Raw genomic sequence first — 22,859 nt, forward strand, 5'->3', positions numbered from 1 at the left:
AAAAATTAGTTAATTAACATTACTTGTTGTTTATCTTGCTTTTTCATACTTCTTGTAAAAGCTGTTACTCCTGTCCTTGCAATTTCTTTTAAACCGTATGGACGTAATAATTCAATCAGCGCTTCTACTTTTTCTTGCGTTCCTGTTACTTGAACGACAATGGAATCCTTTCCAACATCTATAACAGCAGCACGAAATGGTTCAATTAAGCTATACAATTCGGATCTAGAAGCAATTGACGTAGACACTTTAATGAGTGCAAGTTCTCTTGCAATCATTGCTTCTTCTGTAATATCAGATACTTTTAATACATCAATTTGTTTATGAAGCTGCTTAATAAGCTGTTCGACTTGCTGGACATTTTCAACATGAACAACAAATGTCATTCTTGAAATATGGGATGATTCTGTATGACCTACTGAAATACTTTCAATATTAAATTGTCTTCTCGCCATCACACCTGTAATCCGATTTAAAACCCCACTTTGATTTCGAACTGTCGCTGTCACAATCCGTTTCACTATTCCACCCCCTCCATTTGATGAACACCTTTGCCCGGGGCAACCATAGGCATAACTTTTTCAGATTGTAAAACGCGGCAATCAATTAGCACCGGTTCTTGTAATTTCATCGCCTCTTTTAATTGTTCTTTTGCTGTTAATGGATGTTCAATACGAATTCCTTTTATTCCATACGCATGGGCTAACTTAACAAAGTCTGGTTGGCAAGAAATTATCGAATGCGAATAACGCTGATTATAAAACTCATCTTGCCATTGCCGCACCATCCCAAGTGCTTCATTGTTTAAAATAAGCACTTTCACAGGAAGGGAATGTTCCTTTAAAACACTTAATTCTTGTAATGTCATTTGAAAGCCAGCATCACCTACAATTGCTACAATGAGTTCATTTGGCTCGGCAATTTGCGCCCCAATCGCAGCTGGCAAACCAAACCCCATCGTTCCAAGTCCTCCTGATGTGATCCACTTATTAGGTTGTTTTAATTTATAATATTGTGCAGCCCACATTTGATGCTGCCCAACGTCCGTCGTTATAATCGCATTTCCATTTGTAACTTCATAAAGCATTTCGATTGCAGCTTGTGGTTTTAACATTTGTGAATCGTCTTTATAACAAAACGGATAACGATTCTTTCTTTTTTGCAGAAGTTGTAGCCATTCATTATGATTTTGTTTCTCTCCTTTACACGCTAATAACGCTTCTAAAGCATGCTTAGCGCTTGCTACAATTGGAATTTCTGTTGCAACGTTCTTTCCAATTTCTGCAGGGTCGATATCGATATGGGCTACCTTTGCTTCCTTTGCAAAGTACGTTAAATTTCCCGTCAAGCGATCATCAAAACGAGCCCCTATATTTATTAACAAATCGCATTCATACAAAGCCATATTTGCTGCATAAGAACCGTGCATGCCCCCCATTCCTAAAAACAATGGATCATCTGCTGGAAATCCGCCAAGACCAAGCAATGTATGAACAACCGGAAGATGATATATACGAGCAAATGCAGTTAGTTCATTTGCCGCTTTCGCATGAAGTACACCAGCACCCGCTAAAATTAGTGGTTTCTTTGCTGTTTCAATTGCTTGCATTAGCTTTGTTATTTGCAGTTGATTCGGATGATAATTCGGATGATATCCAGGTAAATCCATCTGAGCATCACTACATCGCTCTCCTGTTTCTACAACCATATTTTTCGGAAGATCAATGACGACCGGACCCGGTCTACCCGTTGCAGCAATATGAAATGCCTCTTTTATAATTCTTGGTAAATCTGATACATTTCGCACTTGATAATTATGTTTTGTGACAGGCATCGTAAGTCCGATAACATCCGCTTCTTGAAAGGCGTCACTCCCTATAAGCGTTGTTGCAACTTGACCAGTAAATACGACAAGCGGTAAAGAATCCATCATCGCATCCGCTAAACCAGTAATGACATTTGTCGCCCCTGGTCCGCTTGTAGCAATTACAACGCCTGGCTTTCCAGTAATTCTTGCATACCCTTCTGCCGCATGGATCGCACCTTGCTCATGCCGCGTCAAAATATGAGGAATTTCGAAATCATAAAGCGCATCATATAGCGGTAAAACAGCTCCTCCGGGATAGCCAAAAATAACTTCTACCTTTTCCTTTCTAAGCGTTTGTAACAAAAGCTGTGCACCGGTTGCCATTTTCTCTTCCGTTTTTGAAGACATTGTTTTGAGAAACCTCCTTTATGAAATACATATATAAATAAAAAAGTCTTTCGCCCACACTTCAGCTATGTGCTGAAGGGACGAAAGACTTCGTGGTACCACCCTTCTTTGCAAGAAAAATTCTTGCCTCAGTGACTCTAATCGAATCAAGCTAATAACGGAGCTACCGTCCAAACCTAGGCAAGTGCTTCAGCTTGGCACTCAAGGGCGATGTTCGTCAACGTGAACCATCGGTTTCCACCAGCCACCGACTCTCTGTGAGGCTTCACAATCAACTACTCCTCCCTATCAACGCTTTATCCATCCGCGCGCGGAAGTTTCACTTTATACTTTCATAATTCCTCCTGTGTTTGCCGAAGTAACGAGCTTCGCATATCTTGCTAAATACCCAGTTCTTACTTTCGGCTCTGGAGAAATAAATTGTTTTTTTCGCTCTTCTAATACTTCATTAGAAATTTCCCAATGAATACTACCATCTTTTACATTAATAATGATGGGATCACCGTCTTTCACATATGCAATTGGCCCTCCTTCAGCTGCCTCTGGTGATACATGCCCAATTGCAATCCCTCTTGTTGCCCCGGAGAAACGCCCATCGGTAACGAGCGCAACCTTTGTGCCAAGCCCTCTTCCAACGATTGCTGATGTTGGAGCTAACATTTCTGGCATACCAGGTCCTCCTTTTGGACCTTCATAACGGATAACTACAACATGCCCTTCTTTCACAATACCACTATGAATCGCTGCAACTGCTTCATCATGAGAGTCAAAGCAAATTGCTTCACCAACAAATGAAGTAACTGATTCATCAATCGCGCCAACTTTTAAGACAGAACCATCTGGTGCTAAATTCCCAAAGAGAATGGAAAGACCTCCTGTTTTACGATAAGGCCGCTCTTTCGGACGAATTACTTTTTTATCTAAAATTTTTCCAGCTTCTACTGTTTCATAGATGCTTTTCCCTGTAATTGTTATGCGCTCAGAATGGATTGCCCCTGGAATTTGTGAAAGCTCTTTAATAATAGCCGCCACCCCGCCAGCTTCATGTACATCATGCATAGAATAATGAGAGGCTGGGCTAATTTTCGCCAAGTATGGAACACGCTTTGCAATATCATTTATACGCTGCAAGTCATAATCAATTCCAGCTTCATACGCAATGGCTAACATATGTAAAACGGTATTTGTCGATCCACCCATCGCCATATCTAGTGCAAAGGCATCATCAATTGCTTCTTTCGTAATAATGTCACGCGGCTTTATATCACACTTAATTAATTCCATTAAATGAAATGCAGCTTGACGAATTAAGTTATGTCGTTCCTCACTTGTTGCAACAATTGTTCCATTTCCAGGAAGTGCAACACCGAGCATTTCCATAATGGTATTCATAGAATTTGCTGTAAACATCCCTGAACAAGAACCACACGTTGGACATGCTGATTTTTCCATATCAATCAACTGCTCTAAACTCATCTTCCCTGATTTATGAGCACCAACCCCTTCAAATACAGATGCCAACGAAAGAGGAGTCCCATCTTTTGCTTTTCCAGCTTCCATCGGCCCTCCTGAGACAAAAACAGAAGGAACATTCGTCCGAACAGATGCCATTAACATTCCCGGTGTAATTTTGTCACAATTTGGCATATACATAACTCCGTCAAACCAATGAGCTTGAATGACAGTTTCTGCTGCATCTGCAATGATCTCTCGGCTTGGAAGAGAATAGCGCATTCCAATATGCCCCATCGCAATTCCGTCATCAACACCGATTGTATTAAACTCAAAAGGAACACCGCCTGCCCCGCGAATAGCAGCTTTTGCCACATCAGCAAGTTCCCTTAAGTGAATGTGTCCTGGGACAATATCTATATATGAATTACAAATTGCAATAAATGGTTTATGAAAATCCTCTTCTTTAACGCCTGCCGCATGAAGCAAACTTCGATGCGGCGCCCGGTCAATACCTTGTTTAATCATATTGCTTCGCATCGGTTACTCTCCTATCAATTTACTTTATTTTCTTCATAAATTTTTTCACCATCTTCTACTACTAGCTTACGGAATTCTTCTAATAAACAATTTGTATGTGTTCCTGGTTTCCCAGCACCAATTTCTCTTCCGTCAACCTTTGTTACTGCAATAACTTCAGCTGCTGTACCTGTTAAAAATACTTCATCTGCTACATACACATCATGGCGAGTAAATAATTCTTCCCTTACGTCATAGCCAAGTTTCTCACCAATTTCCATAATCGCATTTCGCGTAATTCCTTCCAGTGCTCCTGCAGAACTTGGTGGTGTAATTAATTTATTACCTTTTACAATAAATACATTGTCACCTGAACCTTCTGCAACATAGCCTTGCTCATTTAACATCAGCGCTTCCTGCACACCCGCAAGTTTTGCTTCAATTCTAACTAAAATATTATTGAGGTAATTCAATGATTTCACTTGTGGTGATAATACATCCGGGCGATTCCGCCTTGTTGCCACTGTCACAACGGGGATTCCCTTTTCATAATATTCCGCTGGAAACAGTGCTAGTTGTTCCGCAATGACAACAACATTTGGCTTTAAACACGAATCAGGATCTAAACCAAGATTTCCAGCCCCGCGTGATATAACTAGACGAATGTACCCATTGGATAACTGATTACGTCTTATTGTTTCTACAACAATATTGGTCACTTCTTCCAACGTATATGGAATTTCTAGTAAAATGGATTTTGCTGACTCGTACAAACGAATGAGGTGTTCTTTCAATCGAAAAACATTTCCGCTGTAAACACGAATGCCTTCAAATACCCCATCACCATATAAATATCCATGATCATAAACAGAAACTTTTGCTTCATCTTTTGGAACAAATTCTCCATCCAAGAAAATCCATTGCTCGTTCACTTGAAAGCGCCCCCTATATCCTTGAAATTTTTATTGTTTCTTAGTTTACGCTCCCTTTTCAAATAAATCAAAGAAATTTTTGAAAATTTCAAATTTTTAAATTTAAGAACAACCTATTATATATTGATATCCCAACATTGTTAACGTTTACAAAATGTCAAAAAATTTTTTCGACATTTTCTTCTACAAAAAAATTTTTTTTGACGAGAAGGATTTTTGTCAAAAGATGCGAATGTATTGTACTCAATAAACGGACGATCTATCTATTTTCAGGAAAATGAGTAGTAATAAAGCGAGGTGGAAAAATAAAATTTGAGGATAACACTCATATTTTTTCATCGTTACTCATAATCCTATTTTCAAAAATCATTTTGACAAATTTGAGGGGGCTAAATATTATGGCATGTTTACAAATTAAAGGAACTAGACAAGAAGTAATGGAAATGCTTCAGTTATTTGATTTTATGAATACAAAAGGACTGTGTAAATTAGAGGATTATGTAGAATTACTTCATGATGTAGAGCAAAATAAAACAACGCAAACTCCGCTTTATATTGCTTCTGTTGATGTACAATCAAATGATTATACAATGCAAGATGAACAAAACGATCGTTTTGTATGTGATATGTTAACTGGAGTTTATAACGACTAGTTTATTTATTCTTCTGCCGCACGTGTGAACTCTTCTGCTAATTAGTGAATATTCTTCCGAAAAAGGAACATATTACTAGATGGCAGGAGGTGAATACTATGGCGAAAATTGGCGTAGAAAATTCTTTAACAAATGTACAACAAGCACTACAACAAAAGGGGCATGACGTAATCTCATTACAATCTGAAAATGATGTGCAAGGATGTGATTGCTGCGTTATAACCGGTCAAGATTCTAACGTAGCGGGGATTAGCAATGCTGTGATAAAGGGATCTGTTATTGACGCAAGAGGATTAACAACTGAAGAAATTTGTCAACAAGTCGAAAGTAGAATTCAATAAAGTGAAACCTTATTGAATAAGGAATCCTATCGAAAACTTCACTTTACGAACCCATCACACATTAAAGATGGGACCTCTTTCGGAAATACATTAAAAGAAGGCTACTATTTATAAAAAGTAGCCTTCTTTTCTATATTTAACTAACGGGAAAGTAACATATACTGGATGAAAGCCCTACCTCTCTCTCATCATTACGGCTCCAACGACCGCTCCTGATACACTAGTATGTGTATACAGTTTACAAATACAATCCATCATATACGTGATCACCAAAGTTGTTGGCATTATCGCCCGATCTTTAGCAATTCAGTGATTTGTACTAGTAAAGAATAACCAATATATACTAGCTGTAACCGAGACACGAAAATACATTATATCCCGTTACAATAAAAATGTCAACACTTTCTTCAAAATAAAAACAGACTAACAAATGAGCCTGTTTACTAAAATTGCGCTTTTTCCTTTAGTACGTATACAACAAAAGCACTCACTAACATGCATAAACCAACAGCAAAATTCTTGATGTTAATCATCTATACCTCTCCCTTATTCTTACATAAATCATCAACTTCTATATATTACGATTCAGCTTATATTCGTATCATCTTTAAACACACTTCATCTACTATATCATAATTTCCTTAAAATGCAAGTACCCAATTAAAGCTTATTTACCAATTTCTGCACTGCATTAGGCACTGTTTCCAACGCTTTTTCTACAAGGTGTGTACCACTATGTAAGTGCATGACTTGAATCCCTTTTGCCCCAACTACTAAAAATGCAACAGGATTAATGGAAACACCAGCACCACTTCCACCTCCAAATGGATGTAAGCCCTGCACCTCTGTTTTTCGTTCACTCACATTAAAATCACTTCCACCTGCCCCAAAACCAAAGGCAACTTTTGAAACGGTTAAAATAATACTGCCATCTGCTGTTGATACAGGCTTTCCGACAACCTTATTCACGTCCACCATTTCTTTTAAATTTGTCATTGCTGTTTTCATTAAGTTTTCAATTGGATGTTGCGTCATAGAAACCACCTCTTTTTCCTTTCAATTCCTTTTTATCGTTTCCAAAAACAGCGAAGACATACCAATTTTTACAACTTAACGATTCTTGAAAGTAAATCTTCCTTCTATAACATTCTTTTCCCGAAAATTACCATCCGCGAATCATAGGATAAAAAAGCGAAAGTAGCTCATATTAAACATGAAGCTCTTTATGAAAGGAGATATCACATTGACTGATAAACACGAAGAACGTTATAGAGAAAATGAAGATCATTTTGAAGAAGAGTACGCCGCTGAAATTGCACCGAACGGTGTACCATACAATGACAAAGAACACGAAACGACAAAAGCCGGCGGAGCAACAGCTGGATTTATCGCACTCGCCCTTGCCGTCTTATCTTTATTCACTTTTCCAGTACTCTTTGGACTTCTTTCTGTCCTAATTGGTATTTATGCTTATAACCGCGGCGCTACTGTTACAGGTGGAATAGCTGCAATTGTTGGCGGCTTAGCGGCAATTGTCGCATTAATATTCCGAGCGGCCCTTATCAGCCTATTCTTCTCTCTTTTTTAAACACAATAAAAGGTATCTTGCTTCTCGCAAGATACCTTATCCTGTAAATACATCCTCAGATGGATAGCGAATTTTTTGTTTTGCTGGCCGTGCAAGTGAAAATACAAGTGTTAGCGGTCCAATTAATCCGCAAAACATAACAAACATAATCACACATTTTCCAAATGCTGATAATTTAGCTGTAATCCCCACTGTTAATCCAACTGTTCCAAATGCTGAAATTGTTTCAAATAAGAGTGCCATAAAACTAAAATTTTCAGTGAGCATCAGTATAAATACTGCCATAAAAATCAAAAATTGACTGGCAATGACAATCGCTAAAGCTCTCGTCACTGTTGACATTTTTATCGTACGACGAAATAAAACCAATTCTTCCTTTTTCTTGAAAAACGAAAGTACAGATGTAATTAAAATAACAAAAGTGGTAAGTTTAATACCGCCTCCAGTCGAAACACTTCCCGCTCCAATAAACATAAGCACCATCGTAAAGAACAGTGTTGACTCTCTCATACTTCCGTAATCAATTGTATTAAATCCAGCTGTACGCGGTGTAATCCCTTGGAAGAACGATGCCCATAACTTCTCACTTAATGATAAAGAACCCAATGTTTTTGCGTTACTATATTCCAATACGAATATGACAAGCATCGCACCCACAATTAACACAACCGTACCAATAATCATGATTTTTGAATGCAGTACTAGTTTTCGAAAACTGCGGCTATACCAAATATCAATGAGTACGGTAAAACCTAATCCACCTGTTACAATTAACGAGCAAATACCAATATTAATAATAGGATCGCCAACATATCTCGTTAAATTATCTGGCCATAAGGCAAATCCGGCATTATTATAAGCAGCCACGACATGAAAGAGGCTGTAATATAGTCCTTTTCCGAATCCGAATTCTGGAATAAAGCGAATAGATAAAAATACAGCACCCACTAATTCAATACAAATCGAGAAGAAAAACACCCGCTTTACTAATTTTACAAGCCCGCCAATATTTGTTTGATTTAATGCTTCTCCAATAAGAAGGCGATGACGCAGCCCTATCTTTTTACCTAACACCCAAACTATTAAAATAGCAATTGTCATTAAACCTAAACCACCAGTTTGTATAAGAAACATAATGACAACTTGGCCAAATATCGTAAAGGTACTATTTACATCTACTACACCTAAGCCTGTCACAGTCGCCGCTGACGTCGCTGTAAAAAAAGCATCTACCCAGCTAATAGACGTTTTTGTTGAAATTGGCAATTTCAACAATAGCCCCCCAACCATAATCAAAGCAAAAAAGCCAATTGCTAAAATTTGCGGTGGACTTAATCGTATAAAACGATCATTTAAGTCTCGTTTTTCTATCATTCTCATAGCACTAACTCCCTTAATCCGTCCTCCAAAATATGTAACATAGTTGAGCATAATCTTTTTTTCTATGAATTTCAACTTTTATTTCCATTTAAAAAATAGAAAATTCCTAATTCCTTCACTCCAAGTTCACATTGAATTCACATCGGTCTTTTATAGTATAACTATCAAAGCTGTTCCTCCCTAATAATGAGACATCCCCAATGTCTCGAACAGCTTTCTGTCCCTAACTTAAATTGACATAAATTGTCCCCCCTTCCTAAGCCATCTTGCAATATAAAGATGGTTTTTTTTATTTCACTACTACTATTCCCTCCTGATATATAAATCGATTTTAAATTTCCAATATATAAGTCGCTGCTATACAAAATACAACATGACAACGACTTGCTTTCTCCCTTTGTTTAAAACCCCGCATGTGGCAGAAATAGGCCCTGATCGCTTCTCTGCATGGCCTATTTCTCTCGCCCCCCTAAAAAAAGAGGTTTTTATGTCGACTTTTTAATTTACATAAAAAAGAAGAAGTGAATACACTTCACTCCTTCCTTGACTTGCTGCCTTTTTTTGAACGATATTCTTTTCCTTTATTATCATCACCAGCAACAAACTCTGCACCAAATTCCTGTTGATATTGACCAGCTTTAGGTGCTCCTTGATTCCCGCTCCCTTTACTACCATTACGATTCGTCATACAACTTCCTTCCCTTCTTTATCATAATATTGTTAGTATGCTTCGTTTCATTCAAAATACACATGAAAAGCCCTCGTGTGATCACGAAGGCTTTGACAAAAAAACTATTTCCTAATATAAAATCAGTGACGCTTTTCTCACTGATGGAAAGCCCATCCAATCGGGGCATGCCAGCAGTTGCCTCCCACCTATCTTCTTCGTTTCTCTCTCAATCCTGAGGTGGCGGGGCTGACCGCTCCTATACATAGCCAGTCCCTCCCAGGCCATTTAAAAAAATGCTTTTCTGCCTTTTTCTCATAGAATGACTGAGTAGTTACAAATAATTTATACTAGATTAATTTTTGTGAAATAGAAATCATAGTCATCATTTCCTCTTCAGATAAAGTAGAAAATCGTTCTTTCAAGTACAACTTGTTCTGCTTATCCATCTCAGCTACTAACTCTTTTCCTTTATCAACAATCTCTAAATACACGACACGGCGATCTAATGTACTACGCGAACGTGTTACGAGTCCTTTTTTTATTAGTTTTTCTGCTACAGCCGTAATATGACTATTTGATACATTCAATTCATTCGCAACACGAGAAACCATTTCCTTTTGGTTTCGATTTAAAATACGCAACACGAGAAATTCATTCCACGGAATATAATTCTCAAAAATCTTGTTCATATCATTACGGATTGTGCGAAACATAGCAAAAAAATTTGTCGATAAATTCTCGATTAACAACTCGCGATCATTAACCATTTTATACAGCACCCCTATGTATTTAATATAGTTAAATAAAAATATTATTAACTATATTAACGTACTTTTTTCATTTTGTCATCCCTTTCATTTGGAAATTCATGTATCTTTTCTTCATTGTTTGGAAATAGATGATAAAGGTTGCTTTTAAAATATGCTGTACATTTGATCAGCGCGAAAAGAGGCTGTCCAAAAGTTTACTTTTTGGACAGCCTCTTTCGGTATGATTCAGCTCAGCAAATCGACTACTTGTATGTCGAATATCACCGAACGGTCTTTATCCCACATTAACGGGCAGTAAAAGCTAGAGAAGAGTAAGGAAGAAAACTGCCCGTAAAAGCCCGATTGGTGAGAGCTTTCCATCAGTGAGAAAAGCGTCACTGATGGAAGTTTCACTTTATTCCTTATACTCAAATTCCCTACAAAATGGTACAATAGGAAAAAGTTAATTATTACCATAAAGTGAGGGGGATGAAATGAAAGAGCCAGAAGAACAGTTCTCAAATTTAAATTTAAAAGAAAAAATACTTGTAATTAGTGCAATCAGCTTATTAATTCTACTCCCGTTTGCTCTTATCTTTTTCGTTTATGTTGGTGTCTTCCGCCTTACCGGGGTCGAATATACATCTCGAACAGCCCTTCTTCTCTTTTTTATATTAATTACTGTTTTAGACCTCTTTAGTAATTTTACCATTAATTCATGCAAATTAATTTTTAGTGCCACCTTTAACAACTTGCCAAAATGGCTCTCTTTTCTCCTTCTTGCCATGTTACAAATTTCTTTAGACTGGATTACATTTCATATCGCAGACGAATGGATGAATGATGTTACTATTTCTAATACAGCAGAGCTATTAATTGTGTTGTTCTTTTTTATACTCGATAAAATATGGCTTACCGATAAAAAGGAAAAGTAATATTACAAGCTTTCCACAAAAAAACTTGATACAATATGAGCAAATATAGAAGGGAGTGTCATGTATGACATTACAGAAATGGTTTGAAAAAGGCATGTCCTTTGATACATATGTAAATAATATGACAGTAAACCAATACGAATTACTACACATTTACAATAACTTCTTAATTCCTAATGAACTTCTTCCAATTTTAGAAACACGCCAAAATGACAATTTAAAGGTTATCGTTTTAACCGCAGATTGGTGCGGTGATGCCCTTCTTTGCGTACCAATTATGAAACGCATTTGCGAAGTTGCTGGCATTGAGATGAGCTTACTCATTCGTGATGAAAATTTAGAGTTGATGGATCAATATTTAACAAATGGTACAGCACGTGCAATTCCAATTTTTATTTTTATCGATCAGGACGGGAATGAAAAAGCAGTATGGGGACCTCGAGCACCAAAAGTACAAGAGTTAGTTACCTCCATGCGTGCAACACTTCCTAGTAAGGAAGATCCAAAGTTCGAAGAAAAACAGCAAAATATGTATGCAGAATTCCGTAAAACATTAGCTTCTGACACAGCACTTTGGGAACACGTTATGGAAAATATAATAGAAAAAATAGCAAAATAAAAAACTGCCAAATGGCAGTTTTTTCATTATAAAACAAAGAAATAAAACACCGCAGCAAGAATGAAACGGTAATATGCAAATGGTGTTAATTTTACACGAGATAATAATTTTAAGAATGAAACAATTGCTAACATCGCAACTACAAAGGCAGTAATAAATCCGCTCGCAAATAACGGAAGATCCGCTGCACTTAATTCACTCCAACTTTTAATTAAATCAAGACCTGTTGCTGCAACCATCATTGGTACTGCAAGAATAAATGTATATTCAGCAGCCGCTGTATGAGATACACGAGCTAATAATCCACCACTAATCGTAGATCCAGAACGTGAAAATCCTGGCCATAGCGCTAAACATTGAAACATTCCAATTGTGAATGCTTGTTTATATGTAATCTCGTCCAATGTTTTTGCTGTGCTTGGTTTTGAAAACTTCTCAGCGATAATCATTAAAATACCACCAGCAACTAAACTAATAACAACCGGTCCTGGCCCAAATAAAATTCCCTTAATTTTGCTATGAAATAAAAAACCAAGTAAACCAGCTGGAATCATTCCGATAATAATATGTAATAAGTTTAATGATGGACCCTGCTTTACTCGTCCAACTCCAACTAATGACCATAATCGTTTCCAAAATACGACAACAACTGCTAAAATGGACCCTAATTGTACAACAACTTCAAATGTTTTTGCTTTATCTCCTTCAAATCCAATTAAATGCCCTGTTAAAATCATATGTCCTGTTGATGATACAGGTAAAAACTCTGTCAATCCTTCAACAGCACCCATGATTAATCCAATTAACCAATCAGCCACACTCGTGCCTCCTTAATGCGATTTAATGCTGTGTTCACACTTTATCATAATACCTCATCTTTACAAAACACGCATCGTTTTTTTCGATTTTATCCTAAATGTATGGATACGTATTCCTTTTCTAAATTCTTATTCAATAGTATGATTAAAGCGGTTTGTTTGTATTTTAGAAAGGAGTAAACATGAAAGAAACTACATCAATTTCACAAAAAATAAAACAATTTGTCTTATTATTTTTCCCCATTTTCGTTACACAAATATCATTATTTTCCATGAGCTTTTTCGATACTACGATGTCAGGCCATGCAAGCGCTACTGATTTGGCTGGCGTTGCAATTGGAACAAGTGTATGGATTCCAGTTAGTACAGGATTAACAGGTATTTTAATGGCCACTACTCCGATTGTCGCACATCTTATCGGTTCTAAACAAAAAGAAAAAGTCTCTCATATTGTGACACAAGCTGTATATTTAGCGATTTTTGTCAGTCTAATTGTTATGCTAATTGGCTTTTTTGCAGTTTCACCTATTTTACATGCCATGCATTTAGAGCAACAAGTTGCACAGATTGCTAGTCAATTTTTAAGTATTATCGCATTTGGTATCATTCCACTATTTGTCTATACAGTACTCCGCGGTTTTATTGACGCCTTAGGAAAAACAAGGACAACTATGATTATCACTTTACTATCTTTACCGATTAATATTGTGTTGAACTATGTATTCATTTTTGGTAATTTCGGTTTTCCTAAACTCGGTGGAGTCGGGGCTGCAATTGCCTCAACAACCACATACTGGTGTATTTTACTGATTACGATTATTATTATTTGTACGAAAGAACCGTTCTCTTCCTATGGTGTCTTTCAATGTTTCTATCGTCCCTCTTTATCCAAATGGAAAGAATTATTAAAACTCGGGATACCTATTGGATTTGCGATCTTTTTTGAAACAAGCATTTTTGCTGCTGTTACGTTATTAATGAGTAATTATAATACAACAACCATCGCTGCTCACCAGTCTGCAATAAATTTCGCGTCTCTTTTATATATGACACCACTCAGTTTATCTATGGCGATGACAATTTCTGTTGGATTCGAAGTCGGTGCAGCCAAGTATAAAGATGCTAAGCACTATAGCATAATAGGAATCGGATTGGCACTCGCTTTTGCATGTGTTTATTCGCTCTTACTATTTGTATTTGATGAGCATATCGCTTCAATTTATACAAATGATCCTGTTGTACTCGACTTAACGAAACAATTTCTCGTATTTGCAATTTTGTTCCAATTTTCTGATGCCGTGGCTACACCAGTACAAGGTGCACTTCGCGGTTATAAAGATGTTAATGTCGCACTTATTATGACGCTCATTGCCTATTGGGTCATAGGTCTGCCGCTTGGTTATCTCCTCGCAACCTATACATCTTTGGCTGCAAAAGGATATTGGATTGGACTTATTTTAGGATTGGCTTTTGGGGCAATCTTTTTACTCGCTCGTTTATTACAAGTCCAAAAAAATATATTGGAGCAAAAAGCCGCTAAATAGCGGCTTTTTAATATCTAAAAAATACAATAAGAACAATCCTCTAATTTTTGTGTTCATTTATTTTTCAAATATATAATCGATAATCTGTAATATTTTAAAAAAAGGATAGGATTCCTCATAAAAGAGAGCTATAATAGATTTTGATATTTCGAAAAAGGAGATTAATTGAATATGAGGAAGATTATGATTGTACTACTACTATTCCTTTCTTCTATGCTTCCTATCAAACCAGTCAATGCAGAGACAAATCAGCAAGAACATTTGTTAATCGTCAATGTCGCGACTAATAAGATGGCATATTATGAAAAGGGTAAACTTATTAAAGAGTTTACAGTCGCTACTGGCAAAAGCAGCACTCGAACACCTTTAGGGACGTTCAAGATTGTCAATAAAATTAAGAATCGTCCATACTATAAAAGACGCATTCCTGGTGGTGATCCACGTAACCCATTAGGAGATCGTTGGCTTGGTCTAGATGTAAATGGAACAAAAGGAACTACATATGCTATTCATGGAACTAATAACGCAAGTGCTATTGGAAAATGGACAACACTTGGTTGTATTCGTATGTATAATGATGATGTGCACTGGTTATTTGACCGCGTTCCTGTCAATACAAATGTAATTGTTACAAACAAATAAAACATAACATCATTCTTTTTTTGAGAAAAAAGTTCTTTATTAAGAACTTTTTTCTTTTTGGAAATATAATTGTTTATTCGCTATAATATGTTTTATGAATATAATTTCTCTTCTTCTTTCAGACTTCCCCATTCTTCATAATGATTTTCTCTATTTTTTTATATGTATAAGCTCTCATTCAACGCTTATCATACCGAGTGCATATTTCTTGCTTATAGCGCGCAACCTATCCATACGGCGAAAGGAGTTGCAACAATGGAAGAAACAGAAGAACAACAATCCCATCAAGAAGAATTTGCACCGGAAATTTCACCTAGTTATCGTCAAGATGTACATCCTCCCTCTCGTTATTCGAACATGTCGTTTTTAGTAGGAATTGTCGTGTTTGCAGCTGTACTACTATTACTTATTACCTTCGTATATTTTAAATAAAAGACAGGAGAAGTATATATGGATAATAACCGAGCAAATGTAAGCAAAAGGGTTGTAAAAACTCAAAAGGGTTATGCTGGAGATTCTTTAAACGAGCATAGAGCGATTGAAAATGCAAATCTTGAATTGAGTAAAAAGGAGATTGGGCAACAAAACGAGAACTTATGAGGCAAGGTTACTATAATAAAATCGATTTATACCAGTAAAAAAACATAAAAACCTCTCTCTTTTTTGGGGGACGAGAGCATCTGGCCGTGTATTGGAGCGGTCAGGCTTTTTTTTTTGCCACAGGCTGGGTTTCTCATACGGAAGGAGTAAGTTTTCTACATAGTGGCGACTTGTATGTTGAGAGATTAAAATGAATTTATATGATTAATGAATGAAAGAGGCGATACAAATGATAAACTATACGTACTACATTCAAAAAGCGCTCCCGCACTTACCTATTCATTCCTTTCATCAAGATGAAAGCGGTTGGGATAATGTTGCTGTTATCGTAAACGATGAATGGTTATTTCGATTTCCTAGAAAAATTGAATATGCAAAAAAAATCCCTCGTGAAAAGCACTTATACGAAGCAATATTTCCTATACTGCAAGCTTTGCATATAGAAGTACCAAACTACCATATTCTATATGAAAACGAGGGAGATTCTATTCCTATTTGCAGTTACTATAAAATGATTCACGGCAAACCATTCAAACCATCTTACTTACATAATCTCTCAATGAGTGAAAAAACGAATATCGCTACACAACTAGCGTCATTTCTTGCTGCTTTACATACAGTTCCTACTACACTTGCAAAAGAGTGGGGCTTTCAAGTTGAGCAAACTATTAAATATTGGCAAGATTTATATACAAAACTAAAAGATTATCTATTTAACACCTTTACAATAGAAGAAACTAATCAATTGGACACACTATTTCAAAGATTTTTAGAGCAACTCTATACAAGCACTTCCTTTCAAACCGTTATTCATGCCGACTTAACACATAATCATATTTTATTTCATCCTCAGACAAAGAAAATTGCTGGCATCATTGATATAGGTGACGCACAAATTGGTGATCCTGCATTTGATTTTGCTGGGTTATACGCTGACTATGGGCATGACTTTACAGTAGAAGTGTACAACAAATATATTGCTGTAACGAACAACAAGGATACAACATTTTTCGAGCGAATTATCTCTTTTTATCAATATAGCCCTACACTCCATGATCTCGTATATGGTTTCGAAACAAACAATGAAAAAATAATTGAAACAAACAAACAACAACTATTACGAATTTTTGAGGGAATGCGCTAAATGCTTTCCTTTTTTTCTTCTCATGCTATTATTTATCCCTTTCATAGTACCCTTTTATAACTAGTAAATGACTATTTTTGAAAAATTGGTGAAAAGGTACAAGCTTGTCCGGGAGCCATTCATATACTATAAATGAGCATAGTTCTTTCTTAACCCTCTCTAACGGAAAGAAATTGAAGCAACTGCGATGTTCGCAGTTGCCTTTTTTTATTCTTTCAATAGTGCCATTGCAGTTTGCAAAAATAATTGTGCACCGCGAATTAACGCTGTTTCGTCTACATCAAATTTAGGATGATGATGCGGATAACATGTTTCTTTATTTTCGTTCCCTGTTCCTAGTTTTATAAAACAGCCTGAGGCCTTTTGTAAATACGCTGAAAAGTCCTCTCCCCCCATAGAAGGGGACAGCGAGGTAACGCTTTCTTTTCCAAACAATGTAATCGCACTATCTTCTACTATTTTCGTTACATACAAATCATTTATGACCGGGTTATATCCATACCGATACGTATATGTGTACGTTGCATCATGTGCTGCTGTAATTCCTTTTACAATTTGTTCAATAATCTCTTCAGATTCTTGTCTTAGTCCATTCTCAAAGCAACGCACCGTTCCCATAATCGTCGCTGTCTCAGGAATAATATTATCGGCCGTTCCACCATGAAATTGCGTAACCGAGACCACGCGTTGTTCAAATGCATCAGTCCGTCTTGAAACAAGATGCTGTAAATTTGTAATAATTTGTGCACCGATTACAATTGGGTCCACCGTTTGCTCCGGATGGGCGGCATGTCCTCCTTTTCCTTTAATTTCAATGGTAAATACATCAGGTGCCGCCATCATCGGCCCGTAAGAAATTCCTATTTGTCCACTATCTAGTCCCGACATGACATGTAAACCGATAACATAATCTACGCCATCCATAACGCCTGCCTGGACCATTTCTTGTGCTCCGCCAGGGTATTGTTCTTCAGCATGTTGAAATAAAAGACGAATTTCCCCTCCCCAGTTATCATCATATTTTGCCAAAGCTTCTGCTACACCTAATAAAATTGCCGTATGTGCATCATGACCACAAGCATGCATAACTTCTGGTACAGTTGATGCATATGGCTTCATTGTCTGTTCTTGAATGGGAAGTGCATCTATATCTGCGCGAATTGCAATCGTCTTTCCCGTACCTTTTCCTTTTCGCGTTGCCATTACACTGCATGCTGTTGGTCTTGTTAGATCAAAATAAGAAAATGAATGCAATGTGTCATATACAAACTGTGCTGTATGTTTTTCCTGAAATGACAACTCAGGGTGCTGATGCAAATAACGCCGCCACATACGAATATTGTCTTCTGAAAGGTAATATAACCAATCTACTTGAGATGTTTTCATTCGCTTCAACTCCCTATTCTGTTTTTACCAATTTTATTCCATCATGAATGACCGTATTCCCCTGTTTCATAAGAGTTTATGTACAATCTTAGTTAGAAGTAACAGATTCTTGTTTCTTTCCTATGCAAATAAATTACAATTCTATGTGGAATGTAATATAATTGTTAAGTTAGGGATTTTCTTTTTTAACATTTAGTGCTACTATCAGAAAAGAGCCTTTACGTCTTGTATTTACCTAAAATGTGGAATTTTTGTGTTTTTCAAAGTGATGTAGGATATGATACTTACATACGGATACTATTTTATAGAGGGGGACAGACATGAAAATATTAAAAGAAATATGGTCTCAACCACTCACGCAATGGATTGCAAAAACTTGTTACTACCTTGCGATTTTACTTGCTTTACTATGGTTGTATGGATTCCAAGATACAAATACAAGTACATTTATTTACAATGAATTTTAGGGTGGGAGCGTTATGAAGTTATTAGAACAGATTGAAAAATGGGCGCTTGAAACGCCTGACCAAACTGCTTTTGTTTGGCGAGATGCGAAAATTACGTACAAACAATTAAAAGAAGACTCTGATGCATTAGCACATTGGATTACTTCTCAATTTGGAGATGACCGTTCACCAATTATGGTATACGGACATATGCAACCAAAAATGATTGTCTGTTTCCTAGGGTGTGTCAAAGCTGGTCATGCGTATATACCAGTAGATCTTTCCATTCCAGCTGATCGTGTATTGCGCATTGCGGAAAGTTCTGGTGCAAAGCTGCTTTTATCTCCAACTGATATTACAGTGGAAAATTTACCAGTTGATATGATTGATGGAAACAAATTAGAAGATATTCTTCTTACTCATAAAGGAAATGTCCCAAATCCTGAACATGCAGTAAATGACGAAGACAACTTCTACATCATTTACACATCAGGTAGTACGGGAAATCCAAAAGGCGTACAAATTACGTATAACTGCCTTGTAAGCTTTACAAAATGGGCGGTTGAAGACTTCAATTTACAAACCGGACAAGTCTTCTTGAACCAGGCACCTTTCTCATTTGACTTATCTGTTATGGATATTTACCCATCATTAGTAACAGGTGGTACACTATGGGCAATTGATAAAGATATGATTGCACGTCCAAAAGATTTGTTTGCTTCTTTAGAACAATCAGATATACAAGTTTGGACATCTACACCGTCCTTTGCAGAAATGTGTTTAATGGAACCATCTTTCTCAGAAGGTATGCTTCCAAATATGAAAACATTCTTATTCTGCGGTGAAGTATTATCTAATGATGTTTCAAGAAAACTGTTAGAGCGTTTCCCAAAAGCTACGATTATGAATACATATGGCCCAACAGAGGCAACTGTTGCAGTAACTGGTATTCATGTAACTAATGATGTAGTGGAGAAATATAAGTCTCTTCCAGTCGGTTACTGTAAATCAGATTGCCGCATCATCATTATGAAAGAAGATGGTACAATCGCGGCTGATGGTGAGAAAGGTGAAATCATCATTGTTGGTCCAAGTGTAAGTGTTGGATACTTAGGAAGTCCTGAATTAACAGAAAAAGCATTCACTGTTATTGACGGCGAACGTGCTTATAAAACAGGTGACGCTGGCTATTTAGAAAATGGACTTCTTTTCTATAACGGTCGTCTTGATTTCCAAATTAAACTACACGGTTATCGTATGGAATTAGAAGAGATTGAACATCACCTTCGTTCTTGTTCATATGTGGAAGCTGCTGTCGTACTTCCAATTAAAAAAGGTGAAAGGTATGACTACTTATTAGCAGTTGTTGTTCCAGGTGAACATTCTTTTGAAAAAGAATTCAAACTAACATCTGCGATTAAAAAGGAGCTCAATGAACGATTACCGAATTACATGATTCCACGAAAATTCATGTATCAATCTTCTATTCCAATGACGCCAAATGGAAAAGTAGATCGTAAAAAATTATTGAGTGAGGTTACAGCATGACCCCATATGCATCATTTTATTTTTTCGCTATTGTAGGCATTTTGCTAATCCCTACCATTATTGCGGGGTTACAAGGGAAAATGCTACGCAAATATAATGCGGTCGTAACACTTATTATGCTGGCTGTTATCTTTTCAGATAAACCAATACAAGCTGTTGCACTAGCAATATTTGCAATTTGGCAATATGTTTTGCTTAAGGGCTACTTAACGTTAAGGCAGCGCGAAAACAAAACGAGTATTTTTTGCACCGCTGTTTTTTTATCGATTTTGCCGCTTATTTTGGTAAAAATCGTACCTGCTATTCCAGCTTTAAAATCAATCGTATTTTTTAATGAAATACCAGCTATCAAATTAATCGTGTTTCTTGGTATTTCATACGTAACATTTAGAGCTGTACAAATGATATTTGAAATTCGTGATGGTCTGATTAAAGAAATATCACTATTTAAGTTTTGGGAGTTTCTTTTATTTTTCCCAGCGATTTCAACAGGTCCGATTGATCGTTATCGTCGATTCCAAAAGGATGTAGAGAAACCGCCATCAGCGGATGAGTATAAAGCAATGCTTTATACAGGAATCAATCGTATTTTCCAGGGCTTTCTTTACAAATTTATTATTGCGTACTTAATTAAAAACTATATTTTGGATGCAGCAATTTCTAAACAAGCTACATTTGTTTCATTTATGACTGATATGTACTCTTATAGTCTATATCTATTCTTCGACTTTGCGGGATATAGTGCGTTTGTAATTGGTGTGAGTTACTTAATGGGAATTAAAACACCTGAAAACTTTAATAAACCGTTTATAAGTCGTAACATTAAAGACTTTTGGAACCGTTGGCATATGAGTTTATCATTTTGGTTCCGCGACTTTATCTATATGCGCTTTGTCTTTTTTGCGACAAAGAAAAAATTAATTAAAAACCGCTATACAATTTCTTATATCGGTGCATTTTTAAACTTTGGAATTATGGGCATTTGGCATGGACTAACGTGGTATTATATTACGTATGGCTTGTATCATGCAATTTTGTTTATTGCGTTTGATATATTTGAACGTAAAAATAAAAAGCTGAAGTTTTGGCCAAATAATAAATTCACACATGTCCTTGGAATTATCATTACATTCCACTTCGTTTGTCTCGGCCTTCTACTCTTCTCGGGTAACCTAGGCAGACACTTTTAGTTAAAAACTTCTTAGGAAGTTACACATAATACATTATGGATATAAAGGAGAATAAACAATGGCTGAATTTAAAGATCAAGTATTAGATATTTTAGAGGAAGTTTGTGAAAATGACATCGTAAAGGAAAATACAGATGTACAATTATTTGAAGAAGGAATTCTTGATTCTTTCGGTACAGTATCCTTATTAGTAGAATTCCAAGAACGTTTAGGCATTGAAGTGTCTATTTCTGACTTTGATCGCGACGAGTGGGCAACACCAAACATGATTATTAAGAAACTGGAAGATATGCGATGAAAAAACCGACGTTTGGCCCGGTGCTTCTAGCATTTGCTCTTTTTTGCGTGATGTTATTTATTCCATCACGCTTCCTTTTACCACTTATTGGAGAGCAAAAAGTAGACGATGCCGCAACATCTTTAAAGAAAGAAATGTTTCAAGGCATTGCTATGCAACAAAAAATGCTAGAAGATCCAAAATACCTTCCGATGTTTGGTTCATCGGAATTTTCTCGATTGGATGTGTACCATCCATCGAACTACTTTAAAGTAAAAAATCAAGAATTTACACCGTTTCTTATCGGTCGCGGTGGAACACAAAGTCTTACTCACGTATTAAGTCTAGCTTCCTCAATGGATCAGTTAGAAAATCGCAAAATTGTCTTTGTCCTTTCACCACAATGGTTTGTAAAAGAAGGTTTAGATGAAGTACATTTTGCACCAAACTTTTCGTCTCAACAAGCGTACCATCTCATATTTAACAATGACATAAATCCTGAGATGAAAAAGCAAATTGCGAAACGCTTATTAAACTTTGAAATTGTTCGTAAAGACACACTCTTAAAAACTTCTTTAGAAGGAATTGTGTATAACGATACAAAACATAATGTGAAAGCGGCGGCAGCTAAACCATTTGCATACGTATATCGTAATATTTTAGACCGCAAAGATTTAGTTGCATCAATATTTGATATTAAACCGCGAAAAACACATTTAGATCATGAATTAAAATCCCTTGCTTGGGAAGAAATTCGTAACCGAGCAGAAAAAACTGGTGAACTGGAATCGAAAACGAATCCATTCGGCATTGAAGACCCGTACTATAACAAGGGAATTAAGAAGAAATTAGAACGTCTAAAAGGTTATCGAGCAAATGAATCATTCAATGAATCACCAGAGTATGACGATTTCCAATTAGTCTTAGACATTTTAAAACAATCACATGCAAAACCATTGTTTATTTCTGTTCCTGTTAATGGTCCATGGTACGATTATGCTGGATTCCCGAAAGAACGCCGTGATGTATACTATAAAAAAATTAATGAACAAATTGCTAAAGCTGGATTCCCAGTTGCAGACTTTTCAAGCCACGAATATGATAAGTACTTCTTAAAAGATACGATGCATTTAGGCTGGAAAGGCTGGGTATATGTCGACGAGACACTTCAGCAGTTTTATAAAACTAACTAAGGTGAACGCTTGAATTTT

26 protein-coding genes and 1 other annotated feature are annotated in these 22,859 nt (G+C 36.5%); of the genes, 15 read left to right on the forward strand and 11 right to left on the reverse strand.

What is annotated here, in order from left to right:
* Window positions 1-5 precede the first annotated feature (5 nt).
* From ilvN to ilvE, 4 genes are all read right to left on the reverse strand, one after another.
* On the reverse strand, window positions 6-521 hold the full coding sequence (ilvN, locus tag BR72_RS18290) for an acetolactate synthase small subunit (protein ID WP_035435308.1): 516 nt from the start codon (window positions 519-521) through the stop codon (window positions 6-8).
* Window positions 521-2,215, reverse strand: coding sequence for an acetolactate synthase large subunit (ilvB, locus tag BR72_RS18295; protein ID WP_035435312.1), 1,695 nt, complete (start codon window positions 2,213-2,215; stop codon window positions 521-523). The genes ilvN and ilvB overlap by 1 nt, the downstream gene beginning before the upstream one ends.
* A 73-nt stretch (window positions 2,216-2,288) precedes the next feature.
* Window positions 2,289-2,516: a binding site (T-box leader), on the reverse strand.
* A 23-nt stretch (window positions 2,517-2,539) separates the two neighbouring features.
* On the reverse strand, window positions 2,540-4,207 hold the full coding sequence (gene ilvD, locus BR72_RS18300; protein ID WP_035435316.1) for a dihydroxy-acid dehydratase: 1,668 nt from the start codon (window positions 4,205-4,207) through the stop codon (window positions 2,540-2,542).
* Between the two features lie 14 nt (window positions 4,208-4,221).
* Window positions 4,222-5,118 (reverse strand): branched-chain-amino-acid transaminase, encoded by an 897-nt coding sequence (gene ilvE, locus BR72_RS18305; RefSeq protein ID WP_035435318.1) that lies wholly within the window; start codon window positions 5,116-5,118, stop codon window positions 4,222-4,224.
* A 398-nt stretch (window positions 5,119-5,516) separates the two neighbouring features.
* On the opposite strand from ilvE, the gene BR72_RS18310 reads away from it, so the two are divergent.
* On the forward strand, window positions 5,517-5,771 hold the full coding sequence (locus BR72_RS18310; RefSeq protein WP_035435320.1) for a DUF3911 family protein: 255 nt from the start codon (window positions 5,517-5,519) through the stop codon (window positions 5,769-5,771).
* 98 nt (window positions 5,772-5,869) lie between these two features.
* Complete coding sequence (locus BR72_RS18315) at window positions 5,870-6,112, forward strand: YkuS family protein (RefSeq protein ID WP_035435322.1); 243 nt, start codon at window positions 5,870-5,872, stop codon at window positions 6,110-6,112.
* A gap of 443 nt (window positions 6,113-6,555) precedes the next feature.
* On the opposite strand, the gene BR72_RS18320 is transcribed toward BR72_RS18315, so the two are convergent.
* Window positions 6,556-6,645 (reverse strand): hypothetical protein, encoded by a 90-nt coding sequence (locus BR72_RS18320; protein WP_035435324.1) that lies wholly within the window; start codon window positions 6,643-6,645, stop codon window positions 6,556-6,558.
* A gap of 127 nt (window positions 6,646-6,772) precedes the next feature.
* Complete coding sequence (ytfJ, locus tag BR72_RS18325; protein ID WP_035435326.1) at window positions 6,773-7,147, reverse strand: GerW family sporulation protein; 375 nt, start codon at window positions 7,145-7,147, stop codon at window positions 6,773-6,775.
* A 190-nt stretch (window positions 7,148-7,337) separates the two neighbouring features.
* On the opposite strand from ytfJ, the gene BR72_RS18330 reads away from it, so the two are divergent.
* A complete protein-coding gene (locus BR72_RS18330; protein ID WP_081904930.1) occupies window positions 7,338-7,700 on the forward strand; it encodes an imidazole glycerol phosphate synthase in 363 nt (120 codons plus the stop codon).
* A 36-nt stretch (window positions 7,701-7,736) separates the two neighbouring features.
* Here the strand turns inward: BR72_RS18330 and BR72_RS18335 are convergent, their stop codons facing one another.
* From BR72_RS18335 to BR72_RS18350, 3 genes are all read right to left on the reverse strand, one after another.
* Window positions 7,737-9,080: a TrkH family potassium uptake protein gene (locus BR72_RS18335; protein WP_035435329.1), complete on the reverse strand. Its 1,344-nt coding sequence runs from the start codon at window positions 9,078-9,080 to the stop codon at window positions 7,737-7,739.
* A 532-nt stretch (window positions 9,081-9,612) separates the two neighbouring features.
* Window positions 9,613-9,768 (reverse strand): hypothetical protein, encoded by a 156-nt coding sequence (locus BR72_RS18340; protein WP_035435330.1) that lies wholly within the window; start codon window positions 9,766-9,768, stop codon window positions 9,613-9,615.
* 329 nt (window positions 9,769-10,097) lie between these two features.
* Complete coding sequence (locus BR72_RS18350) at window positions 10,098-10,517, reverse strand: MarR family winged helix-turn-helix transcriptional regulator (RefSeq protein WP_035435333.1); 420 nt, start codon at window positions 10,515-10,517, stop codon at window positions 10,098-10,100.
* A 476-nt stretch (window positions 10,518-10,993) separates the two neighbouring features.
* On the opposite strand from BR72_RS18350, the gene BR72_RS18355 reads away from it, so the two are divergent.
* Window positions 10,994-11,434 carry a regulatory YrvL family protein gene (locus BR72_RS18355; RefSeq protein WP_035435335.1) on the forward strand — a complete coding sequence of 147 codons (441 nt, stop codon included), beginning with the start codon at window positions 10,994-10,996 and terminating at the stop codon, window positions 11,432-11,434.
* 64 nt (window positions 11,435-11,498) lie between these two features.
* Window positions 11,499-12,053 (forward strand): thioredoxin family protein, encoded by a 555-nt coding sequence (locus BR72_RS18360; protein WP_035435338.1) that lies wholly within the window; start codon window positions 11,499-11,501, stop codon window positions 12,051-12,053.
* Window positions 12,054-12,079: 26 nt separating this feature from the next.
* Here the strand turns inward: BR72_RS18360 and bacA are convergent, their stop codons facing one another.
* A complete protein-coding gene (gene bacA, locus BR72_RS18365) occupies window positions 12,080-12,871 on the reverse strand; it encodes an undecaprenyl-diphosphate phosphatase (RefSeq protein WP_035435341.1) in 792 nt (263 codons plus the stop codon).
* 182 nt (window positions 12,872-13,053) lie between these two features.
* Here bacA and BR72_RS18370 point away from each other — a divergent pair, with 182 nt between their 5' ends.
* The 5 genes from BR72_RS18370 (at window position 13,054) to BR72_RS18390 (ending at window position 16,801) form a co-directional block, all read left to right on the forward strand.
* Entirely contained in the window at window positions 13,054-14,415 is a 1,362-nt protein-coding gene (locus BR72_RS18370; protein WP_035435344.1) for an MATE family efflux transporter, read from the forward strand.
* A gap of 171 nt (window positions 14,416-14,586) precedes the next feature.
* The gene (locus BR72_RS18375; RefSeq protein WP_035435346.1) at window positions 14,587-15,057 is read left to right on the forward strand and encodes a L,D-transpeptidase; all 471 of its coding nucleotides are present in this window, start codon (window positions 14,587-14,589) and stop codon (window positions 15,055-15,057) included.
* Between the two features lie 255 nt (window positions 15,058-15,312).
* A complete protein-coding gene (locus tag BR72_RS18380) occupies window positions 15,313-15,489 on the forward strand; it encodes a hypothetical protein (RefSeq protein ID WP_035435348.1) in 177 nt (58 codons plus the stop codon).
* Between the two features lie 18 nt (window positions 15,490-15,507).
* Window positions 15,508-15,657 carry a hypothetical protein gene (locus BR72_RS26800; protein WP_035435351.1) on the forward strand — a complete coding sequence of 50 codons (150 nt, stop codon included), beginning with the start codon at window positions 15,508-15,510 and terminating at the stop codon, window positions 15,655-15,657.
* A gap of 229 nt (window positions 15,658-15,886) precedes the next feature.
* Window positions 15,887-16,801 carry a phosphotransferase family protein gene (locus BR72_RS18390; RefSeq protein WP_035435353.1) on the forward strand — a complete coding sequence of 305 codons (915 nt, stop codon included), beginning with the start codon at window positions 15,887-15,889 and terminating at the stop codon, window positions 16,799-16,801.
* A 207-nt stretch (window positions 16,802-17,008) separates the two neighbouring features.
* On the opposite strand, the gene BR72_RS18395 is transcribed toward BR72_RS18390, so the two are convergent.
* Window positions 17,009-18,187 carry a M20 metallopeptidase family protein gene (locus BR72_RS18395; protein WP_035435356.1) on the reverse strand — a complete coding sequence of 393 codons (1,179 nt, stop codon included), beginning with the start codon at window positions 18,185-18,187 and terminating at the stop codon, window positions 17,009-17,011.
* Window positions 18,188-18,507: 320 nt separating this feature from the next.
* Between BR72_RS18395 and BR72_RS18400 the strand changes: the two genes are divergently transcribed.
* Genes BR72_RS18400 through dltD form a run of 5 tightly spaced genes read left to right on the forward strand, consistent with a single transcriptional unit; the run spans window position 18,508 to window position 22,841 of the window.
* Window positions 18,508-18,654 carry a teichoic acid D-Ala incorporation-associated protein DltX gene (locus BR72_RS18400; RefSeq protein WP_035435359.1) on the forward strand — a complete coding sequence of 49 codons (147 nt, stop codon included), beginning with the start codon at window positions 18,508-18,510 and terminating at the stop codon, window positions 18,652-18,654.
* A gap of 12 nt (window positions 18,655-18,666) precedes the next feature.
* Complete coding sequence (dltA, locus tag BR72_RS18405; protein WP_035435361.1) at window positions 18,667-20,181, forward strand: D-alanine--poly(phosphoribitol) ligase subunit DltA; 1,515 nt, start codon at window positions 18,667-18,669, stop codon at window positions 20,179-20,181.
* Window positions 20,178-21,371, forward strand: coding sequence for a D-alanyl-lipoteichoic acid biosynthesis protein DltB (gene dltB, locus BR72_RS18410; RefSeq protein ID WP_035435363.1), 1,194 nt, complete (start codon window positions 20,178-20,180; stop codon window positions 21,369-21,371). Before dltA ends, dltB begins: the two co-directional genes overlap by 4 nt.
* Window positions 21,372-21,429: 58 nt before the next feature.
* A complete protein-coding gene (dltC, locus tag BR72_RS18415) occupies window positions 21,430-21,669 on the forward strand; it encodes a D-alanine--poly(phosphoribitol) ligase subunit DltC (RefSeq protein ID WP_020061867.1) in 240 nt (79 codons plus the stop codon).
* Window positions 21,666-22,841: a D-alanyl-lipoteichoic acid biosynthesis protein DltD gene (gene dltD / locus BR72_RS18420; protein WP_035435366.1), complete on the forward strand. Its 1,176-nt coding sequence runs from the start codon at window positions 21,666-21,668 to the stop codon at window positions 22,839-22,841. Before dltC ends, dltD begins: the two co-directional genes overlap by 4 nt.
* Window positions 22,842-22,859: the final 18 nt, after the last annotated feature.

This window comes from Bacillus sp. UNC322MFChir4.1, assembly GCF_000746135.1.
Taxonomy (GTDB): Bacteria; Bacillota; Bacilli; order Bacillales; family Bacillaceae_G; genus Bacillus_A.

Coding starts and splice junctions, on each gene's coding strand:
- BR72_RS18380 (WP_035435348.1), top strand. CDS start 15,313: ATGGAAGAAACAGAAGAACAACAATCCCATCAAGAAGAATTTGCACCG.
- dltC (WP_020061867.1), top strand. CDS start 21,430: ATGGCTGAATTTAAAGATCAAGTATTAGATATTTTAGAGGAAGTTTGT.
- BR72_RS18360 (WP_035435338.1), top strand. CDS start 11,499: ATGACATTACAGAAATGGTTTGAAAAAGGCATGTCCTTTGATACATAT.
- BR72_RS18350 (WP_035435333.1), bottom strand. CDS start 10,517: ATGGTTAATGATCGCGAGTTGTTAATCGAGAATTTATCGACAAATTTT.
- BR72_RS18335 (WP_035435329.1), bottom strand. CDS start 9,080: ATGAGAATGATAGAAAAACGAGACTTAAATGATCGTTTTATACGATTA.
- dltB (WP_035435363.1), top strand. CDS start 20,178: ATGACCCCATATGCATCATTTTATTTTTTCGCTATTGTAGGCATTTTG.
- BR72_RS18395 (WP_035435356.1), bottom strand. CDS start 18,187: ATGAAAACATCTCAAGTAGATTGGTTATATTACCTTTCAGAAGACAAT.
- BR72_RS18340 (WP_035435330.1), bottom strand. CDS start 9,768: ATGACGAATCGTAATGGTAGTAAAGGGAGCGGGAATCAAGGAGCACCT.
- BR72_RS18330 (WP_081904930.1), top strand. CDS start 7,338: ATGAAAGGAGATATCACATTGACTGATAAACACGAAGAACGTTATAGA.
- BR72_RS18355 (WP_035435335.1), top strand. CDS start 10,994: ATGAAAGAGCCAGAAGAACAGTTCTCAAATTTAAATTTAAAAGAAAAA.
- BR72_RS18315 (WP_035435322.1), top strand. CDS start 5,870: ATGGCGAAAATTGGCGTAGAAAATTCTTTAACAAATGTACAACAAGCA.
- BR72_RS18310 (WP_035435320.1), top strand. CDS start 5,517: ATGGCATGTTTACAAATTAAAGGAACTAGACAAGAAGTAATGGAAATG.
- BR72_RS26800 (WP_035435351.1), top strand. CDS start 15,508: ATGGATAATAACCGAGCAAATGTAAGCAAAAGGGTTGTAAAAACTCAA.
- BR72_RS18375 (WP_035435346.1), top strand. CDS start 14,587: ATGAGGAAGATTATGATTGTACTACTACTATTCCTTTCTTCTATGCTT.
- ilvB (WP_035435312.1), bottom strand. CDS start 2,215: ATGTCTTCAAAAACGGAAGAGAAAATGGCAACCGGTGCACAGCTTTTG.
- BR72_RS18370 (WP_035435344.1), top strand. CDS start 13,054: ATGAAAGAAACTACATCAATTTCACAAAAAATAAAACAATTTGTCTTA.
- dltD (WP_035435366.1), top strand. CDS start 21,666: ATGAAAAAACCGACGTTTGGCCCGGTGCTTCTAGCATTTGCTCTTTTT.
- ilvD (WP_035435316.1), bottom strand. CDS start 4,207: ATGCGAAGCAATATGATTAAACAAGGTATTGACCGGGCGCCGCATCGA.
- dltA (WP_035435361.1), top strand. CDS start 18,667: ATGAAGTTATTAGAACAGATTGAAAAATGGGCGCTTGAAACGCCTGAC.
- BR72_RS18390 (WP_035435353.1), top strand. CDS start 15,887: ATGATAAACTATACGTACTACATTCAAAAAGCGCTCCCGCACTTACCT.
- ytfJ (WP_035435326.1), bottom strand. CDS start 7,147: ATGACGCAACATCCAATTGAAAACTTAATGAAAACAGCAATGACAAAT.
- BR72_RS18400 (WP_035435359.1), top strand. CDS start 18,508: ATGAAAATATTAAAAGAAATATGGTCTCAACCACTCACGCAATGGATT.
- BR72_RS18320 (WP_035435324.1), bottom strand. CDS start 6,645: ATGATTAACATCAAGAATTTTGCTGTTGGTTTATGCATGTTAGTGAGT.